We start from the raw sequence: 22,231 nt of genomic DNA, 5'->3' as shown, positions 1-22,231 counted from the left end.
ATATCAAATAATCGGCTACAAAGATGAGACAACTTACAGACGGCGAAATCAGCATACTGGAAGACAACAGTTGCTGGGCAGAGGACTGGAATCGTATCATGGTGGATGAGGACTTTCGGCCTAATTATTTCCATCGGGTCATGTTCTATGGCAATATAGAATTAGGTACTTTCGACAGGAACATCGAAGTGAGCCGTGGCTTCATGAAGCATTCGGGCATTAACAATGCCACTCTCCGCAACGTGAAGATAGGAGATAATTGCCTGATAGAGAACATCGGGAACTACATCAACAACTATACGATTGGCGACGACTGCTATATCAGCAACGTATGTACACTCGAAACCACCGAAGGAGCTACCTACGGCGAAGGTAATCTGATTTCAGTACTCAACGAGATTGGTGAAGGCAACCTCATCAGTTTCCGTGATTTAAACAGCCAGTTTGCCGCCTTCATGGTGAAGCACATGCACGACAAGGAACTGAAAGACTGCATTCGCCGGCTTATCAACGAAAATATCTACAGCAACCAGCCCGACCGTGGTACGCTGGGGAACAATGTCAAGATTGTCAATACCAAAGAAATTACGAATACAATTATAGAGGATGACTGCGAAATCAGCGGCGCTTCACGGCTGAGCGACTGCACGATCCTGAGCAGCGGCACGGCAAATGTCTTTATTGGAACAGGCGTTATTTGCGAAAATTCCATCATCAGCTATGGCTCGTCGATTATCAACAGCGCCAAGATGCAAGACTGTTTTGTAGGGGAAGCCTGCCAGATTGCAAATGGTTTCACCGCGGCAGCCAGCGTGTTCTTTGCCAACTCCTATATGAGCAATGGCGAAGCGTGCGCGGCTTTCTGTGGTCCTTTCACGGCAAGTCACCACAAGAGCAGTTTACTCATCGGCGGTCAATTCTCATTTTACAATGCGGGCAGTGCCACTAACTTCAGCAATCACGCTTATAAAATGGGGCCACTGCACTACGGAATGCTCGAACGAGGCTGCAAGACGGCCAGCGGCTGCTACCTACTTATGCCTGCCAACATCGGAACATTCAGCGTTTGTTTCGGAAAGCTGATGTATCATCCCGACACACGCAATCTTCCTTTCTCTTATTTAACGGCTTACGGCGACACGATGTATCTCTCTCCGGGGCGTAATATCACCACGGTGGGACTCTACCGGGATATCCGTAAATGGCCGAAACGTGACGTCAGACCCAAAGGTTGCCAAAAAAGCATCGTTAATTTCGATTGGCTCTCACCTTTCTCGGTAGGTGAAATCATCGAAGGAAAGCATATATTGGAAAAACTTCGTGAAGCAAGTGGCGACAATGTCTCCACATACAACTATCACGAGTACGTCATCAACGCGTCATCACTGCGGAAAGGTATTAAATACTACGACATCGCGCTACGCATTTACATGGGTGCTGTCTTGAAGCGGGTATTGCAATGGGGTACTTTCAGCATACCGACATCGACTATAGGGCTGGGAAAATGGAATGATCTCTCCGGTTTACTATTGCCCGAAAGCGAGGAAATACGACTCTTTGAGGAAATCAAAGGCGGACAAATAGATACGGTCGATGGTATACTCCATCGCTTTGAACAAATCAACAACCACTACCGCGACTACCAATGGGCCTGGACTTACCGACTGATATTAGACTATTACCATCTGGAAGAGATTTCTGACGATGACATCGCACGCATACATGAAGACTATATCAACGCCCGGAGAGCTTGGATAGCCGAAATCCGTAAGGACGCCGAGAAGGAATACGCGATGGGCGACGTAGAGCCGACCGTCTTGGACGACTTTATGGAAAGCCTGGATCATGAAATCGTTTTTGAAAATTAATTCATTCAACATCATAATGAAGAAGACTCTATTATTTCTTTTTGCTGCTTTGGCACTCACTACGACAGCGATTGCCAAGGATTATCCGTACACCGTCGTCAAGGGAGACGCCACACAAACACGCGTCTACACGCTTGCAAACGGATTGAAGGTTTACATGAGCGTAAATAAAGAAAAGCCGCGCGTGCAAGCCAACATCGTCGTAAAAACGGGCTCACGCAACGATCCGGCTGAGACAACAGGGCTGGCTCACTATCTGGAGCACCTGATGTTTAAGGGAACGAAACTGTTCGGCACGACGGACTACACCGGGGAAAAGCCCTATCTTGACGACATCGAGCGCCGCTATGAGCGTTATCGCACCCTCATCGACCCGCTGCAACGCAAGCAGGCCTATCATGAGATAGACTCTGTGTCGCAATTAGCAGCCCGCTACAACATCCCCAATGAATACGACAAGCTCATGGCCAGTCTCGGCAGCGAAGGCAGCAACGCCTACACGAGCAACGACGTGACCTGTTACGTCGAAAACATACCTTCCAACGAGATAGAAAACTGGGCGAGCATACAAGGCGACCGTTTTCAGAATATGGTGATTCGCGGTTTCCATACCGAACTTGAAGCCGTGTATGAGGAGAAGAATATCAGTATGGGAAGCGACGCCGATAAGGAATACGCGGCTCTGTGGAAACTTCTCACGCCCACGCATCCCTATGGAACGCAGACCACCATCGGCGAACAAGAACATCTAAAGAATCCTTCTATCGTCAATATCAAGAAGTATTTCAGCCGTTATTACGTGCCCAACAATGTGGCTATCGCGCTTGCCGGCGACTTCGAGCCCGACCGGGTGATTGCTATCATCGACCGACATTTCGGTTCCTGGCGGCCCAGCCCTGACTTGTCACGGCCGGAATTTGCCGCTCAAAAACCCATCAATGCGCCCAAAGACTCAAGCGTTGTGGGCCAGGACGCCGAAAACCTGATGATGGCATGGCTCTTCAAGGGTGCCGCCGACGCGCAGAACGACACGCTTGACATCATCAAGAGCATGCTTTCCAACGGCAAGGCCGGTCTCTTCGACACCAACATCAACCAACAGATGAAAACCCAGGGTGTAGGCGCCATGCTCGACGAGTTGCACGACTACACGGCGTTTATCGTGCAGGGGGTCCCATTGCAGGGGCAGAAACTGGAGGATGTACGTGCGCTTATCTTAAAAGAAATCGAGAAGCTGGGGCATGGAACGTTTTCCGACGACCTGCTACCGGCCGTCATTGCTAATAAGAAACTGCGTTTCTACAGTTCGCTGGATGACAACGGCAGCCGCGTAGACATGATGATTGACGCGTTTATCAACGACAAGAGTTGGGAAAGCGAATCTTTGCAACTGGAACGGCAGGCCAAACTGACCAAACAAGACATTATCGACTTCGCCCAAAAGAATCTTCGCGCCGACAATTTTGTCTGCGTCTATAAGCGCATGGGCGAAGACAGCACGCTCAAAAAGATCGAAAAGCCGGCTATTACGCCGATTCCGGCCAACCGTGAATACGAAAGCAAGTTCTTAAACGACATCCGCATGTCGAAGACGAAGCCCATTCAGCCCGTCTTCATAGACTTCAATAAGGAGCTTTCGTTCGGCAACGTCAAGAAAGGCTTACCCTATATATATAAGCAAAACACCACCGACGGCCTGTTCAAACTCGTGTTCCGCTACAACTTCGGCGATGAGTCCGACCTGCGTTATAGCTACGCCGGCGCCTATCTCGACTTCATCGGAACTAACGACATGACGGTTTCGGATATCAAACAGGCCTTCTATAAGCTGGCCTGCAGCTACAAGATATCCACCGATAAAAAAAATATCAATATTCAGCTGAGCGGCTTGAACGAGAACCTGCCCAAGGCCTTGCGACTGCTGGAGAAGGTTTTGCACGGCGCCAAGGCCGATACAGACAGCTGGAATCAGTTCTGTAACCTCATCGAAAAGAGCCGTACGGACGCCAAGACCAATCAGAAATCAAACTTTGAAGCGCTCTGGAACTATGGCGTTTATGGACCCTACAACCCACAACGCAACGATTTCACGATGAAACAGCTGCGGGCCATGGACCCACAGAAGCTCGTCGCCCTGCCGGGAAGCCTCGGCAACTACGCCCACACCGTGCTTTACTACGGTCCCTACAGCGAAAAACAACTTTGCGACCTTCTCCTGCAACAGCACAAAGTGGGCAAAGTTTGGACCAAAGACCCCATAGCCAAGCCATATAAGGAACAACTGACGCCCAAGAACGAAGTCATCATCGCGCCATATATGGCCAAAAACATCTATATGCGCCAGTATCACAACGAGGGCATTCTGTGGAATCCGGCCAAGGCTCCGATAGAAACACTCTTCAATCAATACTTCGGCGGCGGCATGAATACGGTCGTATTTCAGGAACTTCGCGAAACCCGCGGCCTGGCCTACAACGCTTTCGCACGCTATCTGCGTCCCGAATACAAGACGCAGCCGGAGAGTTTCTATACCCACATCATCTCTCAAAACGACAAGATGGCCGACTGCGTCAAGGTGTTCAACGAGATTCTCGACGATATGCCACAGAACGAAACCGCCTTCGAGCTGGCCAAACAGAGTCTCATCAAGAGCATTCAGAGCGAGCGCACGACCAAGTTCAACGTCATCAGCCGCTATCTCTTCCTCCGCCAGCTGGGCCTGACTCACGACTATACGCAGGAGCTGTACGCCAAGTTGCCCACGCTGACCCTGCAAGATATCGTCGACTTCCAGCGGAGAAACATCGCTCGCAAGCCCTACCGCTACATCATCCTCGGCGACGAGAAGAGTATCGACATGAATACGCTCGAGAAATTAGGCCCCGTCAAGCGCCTTACGACAGAAGAAATCTTCGGTTACTAAACGGTCGTCCACCATGTTCGGATGGCCAAGAAACGACATTATTTTACACATTCATATATATAAAGACATTATGGCAAACAAAGTAGAATTCAAGTATGCGCCGATGTTTCAGGTGGGAAAAGACGACACCGAATACCGGCTTCTGGCCAAAGAAGGAGTCAGCACCGGCGAGTTTGAAGGTAAGCAGATTGTAAAAGTATCGAAAGAAGCTCTGACGCTCCTGGCCCAACAGGCTTTCCACGACGTCGAGTTCATGCTCCGTCGGGAACACAACGAGCAGGTGGCCGCCATCCTCAGCGACCCCGAAGCCTCTGAAAACGACAAGTATGTGGCCCTGCAGTTCCTCCGCAATGCCGAGACAGCGGTCAAAGGCGTGCTCCCCTTCTGCCAAGATACCGGCACGGCCATCATCCACGGAGAGAAAGGACAGCAGGTATGGACAGGCTTCGAAGACGAGGAAGCTCTCTCGCGCGGTGTCTACAACACTTTCACCGAGGACAACCTGCGCTACTCGCAGAACGCTCCGCTCAACATGTATGACGAGGTGAACACCAAGTGCAACCTGCCCGCGCAGATCGACATCGAAGCCGTCGAGGGCGCGGAATATCGCTTCGTCATGGTAGCCAAGGGCGGTGGCTCGGCCAACAAGACCTATTTCTACCCCATGACCAAGGCCACCATCCAGAACGAAGGCACCCTGCTGCCCTTCCTCGTTGAGAAAATGAAGAGTCTCGGCACGGCCGCCTGCCCACCCTACCACATCTGTTTCGTCGTAGGAGGCACGTCGGCCGAGAAGAACCTGCTCACCGTGAAACTTGGTTCCATCAAGTATTACGACAACCTACCTACCACCGGCGACGAGACCGGCCGTGCTTTCCGCGACATCGACTTAGAGAACAAGCTACTGGAAGAAGCCCACAAGATTGGTCTCGGAGCGCAGTTTGGCGGCAAGGCCTTTGCCCATGACATTCGCGTCATTCGTCTGCCACGCCACGGCGCCAGCTGTCCGATCGGCATGGGCGTCAGCTGCTCGGCCGACCGCAACATCAAAGCCAAGATCAATGCCGACGGTATCTGGCTCGAAAAGATGGACGACAACCCGTCGGACCTCATCCCCGAAGCGTACCGTCGTCCGGGCGAAGGAGCCAAGGGCGTGGAGATAGATCTCGACAAAGGTATTGACGCCGTGCGTGCCGAGCTGACCAAATATCCCGTCAGCACCCGTGTGAGTCTCAAAGGAACCATCATCGTGGCCCGCGACATCGCTCACGCCAAGCTCAAGGCACGTCTCGACGCCGGCGAAGACCTGCCCGAATACTTTAAGAATCACCCCATCCTCTATGCCGGTCCGGCCAAGACGCCCGAAGGATATGCCTGCGGTTCGATGGGACCAACCACGGCCAACCGCATGGATCCCTACGTAGACGAGTTCCAGAGCCATGGCGGTTCGCTCGTGATGATAGCCAAAGGCAACCGCACGCAAGTAGTCACCGATGCCTGTCAGAAGCACGGCGGCTTCTATCTGGGCACCATCGGCGGCGTGGCTGCCGTCTTGTCGCAGAGCAGTATCAAGAGTATCGAGTGCGTAGAATATCCCGAACTGGGCATGGAAGCCGTTTGGAAGATTGACGTTGAGGACTTCCCGGCTTTCATCCTCGTCGACGACAAGGGCCACGACTTCTTCAAAGAACTGAAACCTTGGACCGCCTGCGGCTACAGCAAATAAAAACAGGAACCACAGCGTTACGCATATCAAGGAGAAATCTCAACCATGAGGTTTCTCCTTTTCTTTTTCTGTACGCAAAGGCCAACTACAGCAAATACAAACCTGTCCTAAAATATTTTTACGTCGGTTCGGAATAAGTTTTTTCTAAAATCAACAGCGTTTAATGCTTGATTGCCAAAGCGGAACGTCCCGACAAATGACGGCAGCCTTTCCCGGGGTTCGGAAAACGTCCCGACAAATGACGGCAGCCTTTCCGGGCTCTCGGAAGACGCCAAGGTATAACAGGTGTTAAATGCCGGAGTTCGGCAAACGTCAAGGTATAACAGGTGTTAAATGCCGAGGTTCGGCAAACGCCAAGGTATAACAGGTGTTAAATGCCGGAGTTCGGCAAACGTCCCGGCAAATGACGGCAGGCCTTGCGCCGCGGGAAATACCGTCCCGGCTTGATTGCCCGGGCGGAACGTAATGAATCACGCCACGCCGGTTTCCGGTAGAAATGCCCGAATGGTACTTGTCTATCGGGAAACGTTCTTCGTCAGAATGACGGTATTGTCGTCGCGACTCACTTTACAATGATAAAGATTAGACATGACGATCAGGCATTTGTTGAAGTCCGACGAGGGCAATGTGCCGGTGAAACGGTCGTCGGTATTGACGTTTCGCAGTTGGATGTCAACGCCATAGACAGTGCCCAACTTCTCCACAACCTGCTTCAACGGCGTACTGCGGAACACCAGTTCGTGACGGCGCCAGGCCGTATAGTAAGCCGAATCTTCATCAAGCGGCTCCACCGTAAAGTGTCCCGTAGCCTTGTCGAGCGTGCATCGTTCGTTGGGTTTAAGCCGTATTTGTTCCCGTGTCTTAACCGAACGGAGCGAAACCGAACCGTCAAACAGGCTGAGCGTCATCGTCGCCGCTTCCGCGTAATAGCAGAGATTGAACTTTGTACCCGTCACTTTCACGCTAACGTCGGGTGTGTGGATCAAGAAAGGGTGGTCGGCATCATGACGCACTTCAAAATAGGCCTCGCCCTTAAAATCTATTTCCCGGTGCTTCTTCGTGAAGGCATGAGGACGATAAGCCACGATCGACCTTTCGTTCATCTGGGTCTGCGTACCGTCGGGAAAGTCTATGCTCACCTGTTCGCCTTGGCGGGTTGAGACGGTCAGTAGGTCGTCCGAAGTCAAACGCTGCTGATAACCCATATAGCCTAAGCCCGCCAAGCAGATGGGCAACAATAGCACGGCAACATGCTGCACGAGGCTCCACAACCGTCGGCGAAGTGTCGGCGAAGCCTGAATCCGCGTGTCGAGACGCTCCTGAATGGCGTCAATCTTGTCGTCATCCACCTGCGAAATATCAATCTTCTCTTCCCAATGAGCCTGCATTTCAGCCGCCTGCGCTTCGTCCGAAGACCGATTCACGCTGTCGCGGAGTTGCAGCAACTCTTCCTTTGTCAACCTCGACTGTCTGTATTTCTCTACGATATCACTCATAATCTTTTTATCCTAATTATAATGGAAAGACACCAAAAAACTTGAAATATACTGATTTTTACGCTTTGTTGAGGAAAAGCAACAGCACCGAAAACACGCCATAGCCCGACCGCCCAATGAATGCCATCAGCCGCTTGAGGCCCAACGACAACTGATTTCTGACCGACTGGTCTTTCATATCCAGCAGGATTGCCACCTCCTTTACGCTCTTCTGCTCGAAACGCACGAGCTCTATCACCCGCCGTTGAGTGGGTGGCAGCCAGTCCAGCCCCTTCCGTATGATACGCAAAAACTCATCATACTCCATCTGCGACCCTTGTTCATCGGTGCCAAGCGTGTTGGCATAGTCTACATAATCTTCAAAACGAGGACTGTTGAGCGTGGCTCTGTAGGCGTTGATCAGCAGATGGCGTGCCTTGATGAACACGAGATTGAACAACGTCTTTTCCTGTTTGATAGCATGGCGATGGTTCCATATCCATATAAAGGTATCTTCCACGATTTCCTCAGCCGTCTCGTTGTGATGACAATACTCCATGGCAAAAGCGAAAAGCCTGTGCGCGTACATCTTGTAAAGATTGTCAAAAGCCCACTGAGAGTCATGTTTGAGCAGCCAAATCAGAAAATCTTCCTTCGTTGATGTTGCCTTCATGTATTGCTTGCTTGTATTAGGGTTCTTTCAAAAAGAATCGTCGTCAAGGAATGACGCACCGATTACGAATCCAAAAATAAGCAAAACTCCTTAAACATCCAAACTTTGTCGCAAGATATGTCGTCATTGGCCGCGCTTCACCGTTATACTGCCGTTTCAGAAAATATGACCGATTTTGTCTAATGCAGGATGTCGGCAATCAGGGTGTCCATCTGCTCCTTGTCAAGTTTTACAGGCTCATACACGACGGGCTTCTTGCACCACGCAATCTGATAGCCATAATAGTCGGGTTCTATCATTTCGATGCCACGAACACGCTGCCGCCATACGTCGACAAACATTTTCCATTCTTCATAATAAAGCGTCTTGAGCATGCCGGCCCACTCTTTGGCCGCATAGTCGTGTACGGTGGTGTTGGGATTCCAGTCGGGTCCCCAAAAAGTCAACTGCATCTTAGCGTTCTTCAAGGCCAAGGCACGGTCACTCTCTGTCTTCCCAAAGCGTCCGGCCTGCCCCAGCCAATGGTCTAAAGTGAAGCCTTTACTTTGAGCCAAAAGCGTATCTTGTCGCAGCAACAGATTGAGAAAGTGGCTCGATGTCTGTTCAAACTTGGTCTGATTTTGGGCTTTAATGGCGGCAATCATGTCGTCGTAGGCCCGACTTCCCTTATCCGACTGCACCTGACGCAGCAGGTCGAACATGTCATTAGCATAGGTTTCTGAACCTTCAAATGCCTCTTTGGCTTTCAAAAAGCGCCTCACTCCTTCTTTGAAAAAATCCATATCATAGTATCTGGCCCTTACTCCCCACGAAGAGGTGTTGACAACCTTGATACCGGGACGGGCGCAAAACACACTCTCAGGAAGCCCATATTTTTCGGGCACACTGGCATAAATCGTTTGTAAAAAGATAAGCCAGGCTGCATAGACATCGGCATTGTAAGCACCATAACGATAAGTGATATACGATTTAAGCCATGCTTCTACATTTATCTTTCGGTCGGTCAAAGGCGCGTGCAATACCATATCATAGACCACCGGATTGTTATTGATTCCTTCCGGCATGATTCCCACACCTTTCAGATAGGGTCTGTAAATGCTGTTGCGAGCCTTATCCATCTGTAAAGAGATACGCTGCAACTTACCATACATACCACATTGCTCTCCGAAATTGGATACCGTACACCACACGAAAGGAGTACCACCATAGCCCTGTGTTTGATTCCAAACATCTTCGTTTTCGCCAAACAGATCTACCACCAATATCTTTTTCCTATCAAGTTTGGCCAACAGTTCGGGTTTAGGGTTTCCGCCCCACCCTTGCAACACCCATGTGCTGCCGGGAAAATTACGCTGCATGGTTTGTTGGACAGCCAGTCCGCAGTCGGCCACATTAAGCGTTCCGGTAAGCCCACCCTCATGAAACAGGTCACCACCGAAGTAGCGAATGTCTGTGCCATAGAGCTTCTTGATTTCGTGATAGTACACATCAGCCATCTCATCGAACAGCTTCTCAGTAGGTTTGAGGATGTCGGGACGCTCGAAGAAGCCCCACATACCTTGCGGAATCACGGCATTGGGATGGCGGTCGCGAATACTTCTCGACACCATTCCGTAGAATCCTTGAAGCACAGGCTGTATGCCCAACGCCACCATACGTCCCAAAATACGTTTAGCCATCTGTGCCTGACCATCGATAAAGTCTTGCGAAACGGGGCCACCCCATCCTTCCAGATTACCCATGAGCCACCAAGCGGTGTAGCCGGGTCCCGGGATGAAGTTACGAATCTGCTGATTGCTACAACCAAACTTACGTAGTGTGTTCTGCCACACCTTCTCCATACCAACAGGCATGAGCATCAAGTTTACTCCATGCAGTGCCATCCAGTCAAGTTCGTGTTCCCAGTCTTCCCACTGATAGAACGACATCGTGTAGTTCAGTGTGCAGTAGTTGAGCGCATAGCGCAACGGCAGGTCGATATGTTTGGTCAACGGTTCCTTGATTTCCGGCAGACTGTCGACCGGCCCAAGATTATCACCCATGTGCGACATGGAGCGATGGCAGTAGTTTTCAAGGTAATAATTCAGAGCCATACAAGCCGTATTTTCGCTCGTAGCCTGAATGACCAACCTCCCGTCACGGGTCGATAATGTAAACGCCTCTGCCTTGTCGACATCTCGTATCTGCTCTAATGCAACTTTGTCCTGCAACCAAGGTACACGACGTGCTATCAACTCACGAACGCCCACCATACTATTCTCAGCCATCGCCATAACGACAGAGAGCAGCAAGGACAAGAATATCAATATCGTTTTCTTCATTTTGGTACTTTCTTATAATAAATTTGCTTGTTCATTCGACCATTATTTCTTTCCGTTGTGTCTTTCCATGCCTGTCTTTCCACGTCAATAGATATTTGCCACGGAAACCACGAAATGTTAAAACCTTATTTTTGTTCAAACGTGTTTGGAATGAAGTTTTCCATTCCGTGTTAATCAGATTGTTCAAAACGGCGTATACGGGTTTCTCGTTCATATTCTTATCGTAGATTCCCGAATAAGAAGGTTCGCCCGATGCGCCCCCTCCGTCAACCACATTCCACCACGTAATGGCTTCCACCGTGGGATAACTGAACCACAACCGATACAAATTGCGAGCTATCACAGCCTGAATCAGCTTGCCATGCTCAGTGGTGTCGGGTGCGCAAACTGTTACTTCACTGATGTGAATTGGCAAATCTGTAGCCTTCAGACAATCGAGTTTTGTTTGCAAAAGCGCTGGTGAGATGTAGGGGTCTTTGCCTTCTGCGATGTCGGCAGCTTCCAAAGGATCGAAAATGTGCATTTCTATACCGATGTGATCTATCTTCGAACCACGACACAAAAGATTGCGGGTCAGCTCGGCATAGCGACGATGCAAATCCACCGGGCCATGAAGGTCTACATCGTTGATATTCAGTTGTACCGAAGATGGAAAATACCGGCGTGCCCATTGAAAGCATTTGAAGGTGTAATCATCGGGCATAAGTCCTCTGTTAGCCTGATCAATGGGTTCATTGACCACATCCCACCACTTCACTCGGTCGCCATATCGCTGTGCCAACCGATGGATATGGGCCTGAAAAAGACTGTCCATCACATGGCGGTCGTCGGGCATCCACGTGGGATGACCATGCAGCCGCAAGCCATAAATGATGGCATGTCCCTTGGTCAATATACCTTTCTGATTGCAAAAATCAACCATCGGATCGGTTGGAGGTCTACGATAAACATACGAACTACCGGCCTCGAAGCGTGGTTTCCCTTGCTCCAGTTCAAGCATTTTCCAATAAAATGGAATGGTTGCGGCATTGAACAGCGAACCGAAAGTGTTTTCGTATTTCCGATTCATAGCCTCAGTAGCCAACTGCCCATAAACAAAAAGGTTACCACCGAAGATAAACGAATGAGTCAGTTGTTCCACACGGATTGTCGTACCCGGCTTTACCTCCGGCAATTCGATGGTGGCCGTACCCTTCCTATACAGCTCAATATCATGGTCGATGGCAGCTTGTAGAGAATCGTTCCACATCTTCCAGTAGTCTGACGCCATCACATGACATACGTCTTCGGCCGCTCGATGAGGCACTTGAGCGGGAGAAAAGGAACAGATAAAGCTGAAAAGAAAAATAAAGAATAGGTATTTCATCAATATATCGTTTTAAGCATGTCGTTCTTCATAGGCTTTACGAGCTTCGCCCAATAGTGTAATGCCTTTCAGAATGCGCTCTCTGTTTTCCTCTATCGTAGGCTTCCACCACGTCTGCAAGAAACCTTTAAGGTGTTGCCGACTGATATATTTCTCTGCGAAAGCCACGGTGTTGGCTATACTTTTAGGATTTTCAAAATGATAACTACCGGTCGGAATTTGGTCGTAACCATGTTTTTCTAAATCAATATACTGCCTCACCATGTCCCATTCGGGATTAAACTCTTCATCATAATACCAATTACTCTGCATCACGCTCTTAGGCATCTTACTGAAAAACTGGTCGGGATGGTGCCACAACATGTAGTCGGGCCAGAGCCAAGCCTGCGCATGCTGGCGCTCACATTCCTTCACCAGAAACATGAAATCGTGCCACCAAGCATCATTTTTGCGCACCACCACATGCTTGTAGGTACTCTGCATATTGTAGCCTTCTTCATCCATTCCGATGTGGAACAGGCGAGGCTGGCCGAAAATACTACACACTTCGGCTATCATATCCGAACAGAAACGATAGTATTCATCGGTAGAAACCATCTTGGAGTATTCCTTCATCCAGGTATCATGCCCTGCGGAGAAGTTTAATTTGGGTATCGGCTCTATACCCAACGACCGCATACGTCGCAATTCCTGCTTCAAACGGGCAACCGTCCAGGCTCCATTGACGGCTATTTCGGGATGCCGCTGGTATCTTATGGCATCACCCAGATCAATAACAACCATGTTTACACCGCTCTTGCCCATCAGTTCGATGGCGTCATTCCATAGCGGTTCGCTCAGTTCCAAGTCGGGTCGATAGCCTCGGAAGGGGCGTCCCGGCCATATATACTCCTCCCACATGTTGAAACTAAGATGGATTAAACATCCCCATATCAATCTGTCTTTCATACCTTCGTTCTCCTTTTATTTTCATATTCCGAACGTGCGGCTCCAATCAAGTCAATCCCTTGTAGGATAGGCGCACGATAAGTTTCTATCGTCGGCTTCCAGAATGTCTGCATAAAGCCCAACAGATGATTGCCGTCAATATGCTCGCTACAGAACTTCACCGTATTTCCAATGCTCTTGGGGTTCTCTTGATCAAAACTACCGGTGGCCATTACGTCATAGCCTTCACGGGCCAAATCAAGATAAGAACGGATGGCCACATCGTTGACAGAGAACTTCTCAGTGTACCACCAATTGCATTGTACCACCGACTTGGGCATCATCTTGAAGAAATCATCCGGATGGTGCCACACGTAATCAGCCCATACGCAAGGGCGAACGCCCCGTTTCATGGCTTCGCCGATGTAGAAATACAAGTCGGCCCACCATGTTTCCTGCTGCCGTATCACGATATAATCGGACAGCTGGTAGTCGATTCGTTCTTCGTCCATGCCGAAATGAATAAAGCGAGGCGTATCGAAGAGCGCGATGGCTTCGGCTATCAAGTCGGCGCAAACTTCATAATACTTGGCCGATGACACCATTTTTGAATACTTACCCAGCCACGCATCATGTGTCGTAGAAAAGTTAAACATAGGAATAGGCTCTATTCCTGCCTTCCTAATCTTAGCCAACTGTGCCCGCAACTGCTCGTGTGTCCACGAATGAGCCAAAGAAATCTCGGGATGACTGTGCCAAGCCACCGAATCATCCAGATTGATAAAAAGCATGTTTACATGGTTTTTGGCCATGCGATCAATGGCCGCGTTCCACACAGCCATATCGGGTTCAAACTCTGTTCGTAGTCCTCCATACAGTTTTATTTGGCCTGCAAAATTAAAGGAAAGATGCATCAGACAAGCCCAAAACTTCTCTCCTGAAGACCGGGGCTCCGCAACTTGCTCTACCAGAGAAGTGCCCAACAGCACCTTGGGCAAGGTTGCAGCCATGCCCAATGCTGTCGCACGTTTCAAAAAACTACGTCGATCCATAAATATTTATTCTACAATATTGCTGTTGTTCGGTAAAATTAAAGTCGATATACCTTATCTTTTGATGGATTACCAGCGTGTGGTAACAACATTACCACGCCTTGGTAATCATATTACCACACGCTTGGTAATACTATTACCACTGCGTGGTAATCCATCGTTTGTGTATTTTTTAATCGTAACCCGCGTTCTGAATGACCACGCCTTTACCATCTATGATAACGCTCTTGGGTAAAGGATAAACTTCCTTCGCCTTTTCGGCATAAGGAGAACCGTTAATGGTCTTGGCATATTCTATGAATTTATCCAGTCGAATAAGGTCGGCACGATACTGTCCGTTCTCGCACCAGAACTCATGACAACGCTCCTTGAGCAACACTTCGACAAACTTTTCATCCGTGTCAATGGCCGAATAATCTATACTTGCTATACCCGCCCGCTCACGAATAACGTTGATATACTTCAAAGCCTCCTGCTTATCGGTAGCCGAAGCTCCCGGCTTGCGATACAAAGCCTCTGCCAAGGACAGATAGACGTCGGCATAACGATAGAGAATGGGGTCTATCTTGCTACGTCCGCTATTGCTAAACAGGTCGGTATCGTAGCCATATTTCATGGGGATGGGGCCGAGGTCGAGATTGGGATAATCGCCTCGCTTTACGAGTTTGCCGGTCTTGTTGCTCGTGTATTCGGCCAAAAGATAGGTGCGGCGCACGTCGTTTGCTTCAAAACCGTCGTAGAAATGCCAAGTACTCGTCAAACTATGGTAGCCGCCTTTCATACCATTGCTTCCAAAATCAGATGGCAATACAAACATGTGCCAGTCATTCCAGCTTACCATTTCGGTATTAACGGGCAAGGCAAAGATGATTTCCTTATTAGTTTTTCCCTGTCCGCCAACCTCAAACATCCGTGTATAACTCGGCTGCAACTGATAACCAAAGGAAGGTTGCATCAGTTCACGGGCTAACGTTTCCACCTTTGCATAATAACTCTTGTCGTCCTTTGTCTCATGCAAATACAGACGAATAAGCAGCATCTTGGCCAGTCCGGTGCTGAACCTACCATATTCAACCGCATTGGGAGACGGCAGGTTTTCAGCCGCATAAAGCAAGTCCGCCTCTATGAATTTCACCATTTCTTCACGAGACATGCGTGGTAAAGGCTTATTTTCACGTGGAGTTTCCAATAGTTTCTGTGGCGCAATGATCAAAGGGCCAAACATATCATAAAGCGTATAAGAGATAAAAGCACGGGCACACCGCACTTCGGCTGTCATCTTTTTCTTTTGTGCTTCATTCAAAGAAGTAGCATTTTCGATATAAGCCAAATCCGACGTGCAACGACTAATATCATTGGCAAAGCCATCACGAAAGCCACCACCCGATGGATCCTTCTCCGTATAATAGAATCCGACCAAGTAATCGTCGGTAGAATTCCAATCCAGATCGTGTTGTTTCTTAAAAATATAACTACGGGCAGTCAGTATTTCGGTCGTCGCGTCATTAAGGGCGACACATCCTCGGTCGTCTGTGGCGAACAAGCCATCGAACCAACTGGAGCGTATGGACCGATAACACTCATTGACCAACGTGATATAATCACTCTCTGTCTTTGGAAACAGTTCGCTGTTCATTTCCGAATAGTCTACGGGATTCAGATCAGCACAACTTGTAAACGTCATGGCAGCAAAAGTCAGAGCAGCCACACATGAGATATATTTCGTTTTCATAAGTTACATTTATTATTATATAGAATTGTCAGAAAGAAATATTTAGACCAAAGTTAAAGGTTCTGGCGTTGGGATAGGCAGCCTCATAGGCATCAGTCTCTGGATCAAGCCCATCATAAGGCGTAATCACAAAAAGGTTATTGGCCGAAAGATGCACGCGTAGACTATTGATAAATCCAACCTTACTCAACAATTTCTTAGGCAAATTATAGCTCAACGACACGTTTTGCAGACGGATGAACCATGCGTTCTGATAGAAAAAGTCACCACTCGTATAGTATTTGCCACGTCCCATGTTGTAGAATGCGCTTGGATATCGGGAAGAAGGATTGGTCGGTGTCCAGCGTTCAAGATTGGTTTTCAAACCATTTAATCCTGAGCCTGCCACGCCATAGCTGTTAATACCGTAAAAGGCCATCGTCGGATCTTGAATTTTACGATCAAACATGCCATTGAACATAAATGAAAATTCGAAGTCCTTGTATCTGAATACGTTGTTCAAGCCTGCTAACCAACCCGGATCGGTCGTACCGATGAGCTTCGTATCGGCATCATCAATCTTACCATCAGGCTCTCCAGTCAGCACGAAATGTCCGTTTTCATCAGTCACAGGATTACCCGAGCTGTCGCGCTTGTAGCCGTTAATATCCTTAATGACAATCTGACCGGGTAACAAATCAGGCTGAGCGGCCGGAGCAGCCTCGCCAATTTGGAGGACATGGTCGGCTATGCGCGAATAGATGGGACGAATAGGATCGCCGACATGCTCATAGACCGCGGGCTTCCAGTCGGGTGTACGCTCTTTCCAGCGGTCTTTATATTTCGTAAAGGTGAAGTTGGTCGACCAGCTGAAATCCTTCGTTTCGATATTTCGCGTGTTGAGCATGAACTCTATACCCCGGCCTTGAGTCTTTCCCACGTTCGACATTACCTTAGGAAGCTCCTGATAAGAATTAAGCAAACGGTAGTTGAGCAGATCGGAAATGATACGCTGATACAGATCAACAGAACCACTGATGCGCCCTCTTAAGAAACCAAAGTCTAAACCAAGGTTCCACTCGGTGGTCGTTTCCCACTTCAAATTAGGATTGGCAATCTTGCCTTTCTTCACACCTATCACCGTCTTGTGGTCACCGTTGACATAGGCATTTTCGGCTGCGAAACTTGCAAAGGCATTGGTTCCGATGTCGGCATTACCCGTCTGTCCCCAGCTGAGACGCAGTTTTAGATTCGAAAGCCATTTTGTCTGCTTCAAGAAACTTTCTTCATTGATAAGCCAACCTAAAGCAACAGAGGGGAAATAGCCCCACTTATTGTTCTTGGCAAATACGCTGGCACCATCGGCACGCATGGTTCCCGTAAAGAGATAGCGATCCATGAGTACGTAGGAAGCACGCATGAAATAAGATTCCATCTTGTTTTTCGTAGCGTTGGACTTGGTTATCTTGGTTCCCGTTCCGGCGTCAATATTGTTATAAAGAAAAGCGTCGGTCAGGAAGTTGTTATTTCCCAACTCGGATATATCATTGTTAAATTCTTCGTAGGAGGCACCCACCATGAAATTAACATTGTGGATATCGGCCAAAGTCTTGTGATAAGTGGCCGTAGCTTCTGCCAGATACTGATCGTTGTTTGTATTATAAATATAGGCCACTCCACCGTTGGCATTACCATTTACGGTTGTGCGAGGTTGGTAAGTCTTACGATCTATCTGCGCATGATCTATACCCAAGGCACCACGCAACAGCAATTCTTCTAACGGACGAGCCTCTATATAGACGTTACCGATTAATCGATTAGTGCGTCCTTGGTCGGTATTCGTCAGCAACGAGTACGAGTTAGGCTGTTTGGCCAACAGAGGATTGACAGGATAAGTACCCGTTTCGGCATCGTAGGCTTTCACCTCCGGACTCATCTGAATGGCCGAGCGGATAATACCGGAGTTCTCATAACGTGCAGCCCCCAATTGTGTATTATCATTATTGATACGTGTCATCGTCAGGTTCAAACCAGCTTTGAATATCTTAAGAAAGCTCTGGTCGATGTTGGTTTTCAGCGTGTATCGAGTCAAACCAGAGTTTTTCACGATACCTTTTTGGTCGAAGTAGTTGAACGACAGCATATACTGTGTTTTGTCACTACCGCCCTGCAGGTTGACGTTGTGCTCATTGATACGGCCGTTACGCGTAATCAGTCCGAGCCAGTCGGTACCCTCTCCGGCTGCCGCAATCTGCGCATCGGTATAAGGATAACTCAATTTTACCCCATTATAGGGATTAGCAGCTGCCTCTTCCATTGTCTTTGTGCCGTATGGAGCTACTCGGTTGTTCCACATATAGTTTTCTAAGGCCATATCGTTACGCACCTGCATCCACTCTTTCAACGACAGCAGATTATAGATATCGGAATATTTCTGATAAGAAAAGTCATACGAATAAGACACTTTAGCACTACCGGTCTTACCACGCTTGGTCGTGATGATAACTACACCGTTGGCCGCACGTGCACCATAGATGGAAGTGGCGGAGGCGTCTTTCAATACTTCTATCGACTCAATGTCATTCGGATTTAGGAAGTTGAGTATGCTTTGTGTTCCCGGACTCATCTTTTTATCACCACCATCCGGCTGGTCAAGTTTTGCAATAGGAAAACCATCAACAATATACAAAGGGTCGTTGCCGGCGTTGACACTGCCCGCGCCACGTACAAGAATGTCGATACCTCCACCAGGTTGAGCACTGTTCTGACGTACATAAAGGCCGGCAGCCTTGCCACCCAAAGCCTGAGAAACCGATGACACACCATCGAACTTCATATCATCGCCCTTCAACGAGGCTATCGAACCTGTCAAATCGCGTTTACGTTGCGTACCATAGCCCACGACAACAACCTCATTCAACGACTCTTGATTCTCTTCCATCTTTATATTCATGTTCTCTTTCGGACGAACACGCAAAGTCTGAAAACCTACATAACTAATCTCAAGCTGATCTCCATCATTTACATCAAGAGAAAATTTTCCTGTTAAATCGGTTATCGTTCCACTATTTTTTTTGCCAACAACTTGTACGGTTGCACCAATTACAGGCTCACCATGCGCATCAAGCACCATACCACTGGAGCGTATCTTTTTCTTATCCTTCTTTTCTGTATTAGTCTTAACCGAAATAATAATCGTAGAAGGTTCTACCAGTTTGTATTCCAAACCGCGTTCACCCAGTATTTCACTAAGTACAGAGGCCACCGTCACATCATTTTTCTGCACAGAGACCAGCTTACTGTTATCAAGCGTAACATCACGATAGCTGAATTTGTACTGGGTCTTTTTCTCAATCTCGCTTAATACTCTCTTCAGACTTACACGATTAAGGCTGAGTGACACTTTCTGCTGCTGAGCGGTCATTTGAAGTGGCACTCCCAACAAAGCGCCAACAAAAGCATAAGCTAACATTCTTGACTTCATAAATCCACACATAAGTTTATGATTAAGTTAATATTTAGGTTAGTATCTTAAAATGATTTTAGGTTTTTCTTGTCGATGTGGAGCAGTTTCCGCGTCTTTGATACTGCCGCTATGAAACCCTAAGGTCACAAGCACAACTGTTTCCGCGTTTGAATGGTTAGACATTTGGAATCTGATTTTATAACTAAAAAATATCAATTATTTTTTTATTAACCACATTTTTTCAACAGCAAAGGAAGCTCCCTATATATAATAAGGTGGAAAAAGCTTGATTTCTAAATGAATATTAAATATTCATATTTGCACCAAATAAGTATATACGCTTAGTTATAAACAACAATTACGCTTGTCATACCAGACATAAAGAGTCTGTTCTTTTATAGTTTACGCATGTTGAATATTCAGTCAAACCTCATATCATGAAAAGAAAAAAGCAATATCCGCTCCTTATCGCCCTGTGGTGTTTCGTTCAGTCTATCACAGCAGCCGGTCATCAACAATGTCAGATGATGGAAGAGATGGTCGCCCGTCTCGCCCCCGCCTACGTCAATCGCTTCAAGTTTGAACTTACGACCGACAGTATAGAACGCTTTATGGTAAGGAGCGATGCCGACAAGATTGTCATCAGTGGCAACAGTGCCATCGCTATGGCCGTAGGACTGAACCATTACCTGAAAAACTATTGCCTGACAGAAGTATCGTGGAAACAGCAGAATCCCGTTATTTTGCCCCGGTTACTGCCCACCCTCAGCTTGCCCATCACCGGCAAGGCTAAGGTAAAGAACCGTTTTTTCCTGAATTACTGCACCTTTGGCTACACCATGCCATGGTGGGGGTGGAAAGAATGGGAACGACTGATTGACTGGATGGCCCTCAACGGTGTGACCATGCCGCTGGCGATAACGGGTGTCGAAGCCGCTTGGCAACGCGTATGGCAACGCGAAGGCCTGACTGACAAACAGATACGAAGTTTCTTCACAGGACCGGCTCATCTGCCCTGGCAGCGCATGGTGAATGTCAATGGGTGGCAAGGGCCACTTCCCCAAGCCTGGATTGACGGGCAACTTCTACTGCAACAACGCATTCTTCAGCGCGAAAGAGCCTTCGGCATGCGCCCCGTTCTCTCGGCTTTCAATGGCAGTGTGCCCCTGGCCTATAAGCAACGACATCCCAAAGCACAGATTTCGGAAGTCAGCCAATGGGGAGGCTTTGCCCAACAATACCGTACTTATTTCCTCTCTCCTACCGATCCTCTCTTTACCAAACTACAAAAGGCTTTCCTCGAAGAGCAGACTCGCCTCTTCGGCAGCGATCACTTATACTGTCTCGACAGCTTCAACGAAGTGCAACCACCCAGCTGGGACCTTACCACCTTGCGCACCTTGCCCCAAAAGCTCTACCAGTCGTTAGCCGCCGTCGACCCTGAAGCCGTGTGGATTCAGATGGGATGGTTCTTCTACAATGACCAGAAACACTGGACACCGGAAACCATGCGCGCATTCCTGAGCGGCATTCCTAAAGGCAGAATGTATCTGCTGGATTACTATATCGACCATACAGAAATATGGAAACTCACCGAACGCTTCTATGGCCAGTCATATCTGACCTGCGTTTTGGCCAACTTCGGTGGCAATACCATGCTTCAGGGAGATATCAACAAGGTCTCTCGCCGACTGGACGATGCCATTTCACAGGGTGGAGACAACATGATAGGACTGGGAGCCACCATGGAAGGCTTCGGTGTTAACCCAGATTTCTATGAATTTGTGCTGGATAAGGCATGGGACTGCGGGCAAACTGCGGAGGAATGGAAAAATCGCATGGCCGACCGACACGTGGGTTTTGCCAGTAATAAAAACCGCAAAGTGTGGCAACTGCTGTTCAATGATATCATGCCCAGCTATGTTAACGAGTCTGGAACGGTGGTCTGCGCACGTCCTTCATTCGAAGCACGCTATCTCAACACCACCTATCCCGAAAGATTGCTACAGGTTTGGAAGTCTCTGTTGGATATTAATTCCAACAAAAGAGAACATCTTTACGACGTCATCAATGTGGGCCGACAGGTTCTGGGCGACTTTTTTGCCCACGAACGGGACAGCCTTTATAAGGCCTACAAGGCACAACACATGGATGCAATTAACTACTATGCTGCCCGCATGGAAGGCATGTTGGACGACCTTGACGAACTATTAGCTTGTGACAAAGATTTTTCCTTGCATAAATGGATTGAAGACGCCCGTGGCTTCGGGCAATCAGAAGGTGAGAAAGATTATTACGAACGAAACGCACGCACACTGATAACTGTTTGGGGCGATAGTCGACAGCTAACCGACTACGCCAATCGCACGTGGGCCGGATTGGTTTCTTCCTATTATAAAAAACGTTGGCAACTATTTATTCAGCATGTAAAGGCTGCCGTTTTGCACAAGCGAGCTTTCGACTCCGAGGCCTGCAATAAGGAGATAGAGGCCTTTGAACGCCGATGGATTGAGCCCACAATTACACGGATTGCTTATCCCACAGGACGAAAAGACATAAAACAACTGGCTCGAAATATCTATAATAAATGGTTCGCGCCGAAAGTTGGACTACCGAAACATCATGCGACAAGAACCGACAATTCTGCTATCAAATAGCCCTTAAAAGGCAATAGTGTCCTAAATATTTTTCAAATTAGTGGGGACAGGTTTACAGGTATCGAT

The 22,231-nt window shown here is 48.3% G+C and carries 12 protein-coding genes; 4 read left to right on the top strand and 8 right to left on the bottom strand.

Going from position 1 to position 22,231, the window contains the following annotated elements:
* The first annotated feature begins 23 nt into the window (after positions 1-23).
* The 3 genes from JHU38_RS09365 to JHU38_RS09355 all read left to right on the top strand — a co-directional run bounded on the left by JHU38_RS09365 (position 24) and on the right by JHU38_RS09355 (position 6,517).
* Positions 24-1,868, top strand: coding sequence for a DUF4954 family protein (locus JHU38_RS09365; protein ID WP_107581101.1), 1,845 nt, complete (start codon positions 24-26; stop codon positions 1,866-1,868).
* A 16-nt stretch (positions 1,869-1,884) separates the two neighbouring features.
* Positions 1,885-4,791 carry a M16 family metallopeptidase gene (locus tag JHU38_RS09360; RefSeq protein WP_232369911.1) on the top strand — a complete coding sequence of 969 codons (2,907 nt, stop codon included), beginning with the start codon at positions 1,885-1,887 and terminating at the stop codon, positions 4,789-4,791.
* Between the two features lie 70 nt (positions 4,792-4,861).
* Positions 4,862-6,517 carry a fumarate hydratase gene (locus JHU38_RS09355; RefSeq protein ID WP_107581102.1) on the top strand — a complete coding sequence of 552 codons (1,656 nt, stop codon included), beginning with the start codon at positions 4,862-4,864 and terminating at the stop codon, positions 6,515-6,517.
* A gap of 515 nt (positions 6,518-7,032) precedes the next feature.
* Here JHU38_RS09355 and JHU38_RS09350 read toward each other — a convergent pair.
* The 8 genes from JHU38_RS09350 to JHU38_RS09315 all read right to left on the bottom strand — a co-directional run bounded on the left by JHU38_RS09350 (position 7,033) and on the right by JHU38_RS09315 (position 19,526).
* On the bottom strand, positions 7,033-8,013 hold the full coding sequence (locus JHU38_RS09350; RefSeq protein ID WP_107581103.1) for a FecR family protein: 981 nt from the start codon (positions 8,011-8,013) through the stop codon (positions 7,033-7,035).
* Between the two features lie 58 nt (positions 8,014-8,071).
* Positions 8,072-8,665, bottom strand: coding sequence for a sigma-70 family RNA polymerase sigma factor (locus JHU38_RS09345; RefSeq protein WP_107581104.1), 594 nt, complete (start codon positions 8,663-8,665; stop codon positions 8,072-8,074).
* Between the two features lie 179 nt (positions 8,666-8,844).
* Positions 8,845-10,986 (bottom strand): alpha-N-acetylglucosaminidase, encoded by a 2,142-nt coding sequence (locus JHU38_RS09340; protein WP_107581105.1) that lies wholly within the window; start codon positions 10,984-10,986, stop codon positions 8,845-8,847.
* A 31-nt stretch (positions 10,987-11,017) separates the two neighbouring features.
* A complete protein-coding gene (locus JHU38_RS09335) occupies positions 11,018-12,352 on the bottom strand; it encodes an endo-1,4-beta-xylanase (protein WP_107581106.1) in 1,335 nt (444 codons plus the stop codon).
* 12 nt (positions 12,353-12,364) lie between these two features.
* Positions 12,365-13,300, bottom strand: coding sequence for a Tat pathway signal protein (locus JHU38_RS09330; protein ID WP_107581107.1), 936 nt, complete (start codon positions 13,298-13,300; stop codon positions 12,365-12,367).
* Complete coding sequence (locus JHU38_RS09325) at positions 13,297-14,313, bottom strand: hypothetical protein (protein ID WP_232369910.1); 1,017 nt, start codon at positions 14,311-14,313, stop codon at positions 13,297-13,299. Before JHU38_RS09325 ends, JHU38_RS09330 begins: the two co-directional genes overlap by 4 nt.
* 190 nt (positions 14,314-14,503) lie before the next feature.
* Positions 14,504-16,063 (bottom strand): RagB/SusD family nutrient uptake outer membrane protein, encoded by a 1,560-nt coding sequence (locus tag JHU38_RS09320; protein ID WP_107581109.1) that lies wholly within the window; start codon positions 16,061-16,063, stop codon positions 14,504-14,506.
* A 28-nt stretch (positions 16,064-16,091) separates the two neighbouring features.
* Positions 16,092-19,526 (bottom strand): TonB-dependent receptor, encoded by a 3,435-nt coding sequence (locus tag JHU38_RS09315; protein ID WP_232369909.1) that lies wholly within the window; start codon positions 19,524-19,526, stop codon positions 16,092-16,094.
* 419 nt (positions 19,527-19,945) lie between these two features.
* Between JHU38_RS09315 and JHU38_RS09310 the strand changes: the two genes are divergently transcribed.
* Positions 19,946-22,165, top strand: coding sequence for an alpha-N-acetylglucosaminidase (locus JHU38_RS09310; RefSeq protein WP_107581111.1), 2,220 nt, complete (start codon positions 19,946-19,948; stop codon positions 22,163-22,165).
* The last annotated feature ends 66 nt before the right edge of the window (positions 22,166-22,231 follow it).

This window comes from Prevotella illustrans, from assembly GCF_017426725.1.
In the GTDB taxonomy this organism is placed as follows: domain Bacteria; phylum Bacteroidota; class Bacteroidia; order Bacteroidales; family Bacteroidaceae; genus Prevotella; species Prevotella illustrans.
Note: the sequence above shows the minus strand (reverse complement) of the source record. Positions and strands in the feature narration are given on the sequence as shown.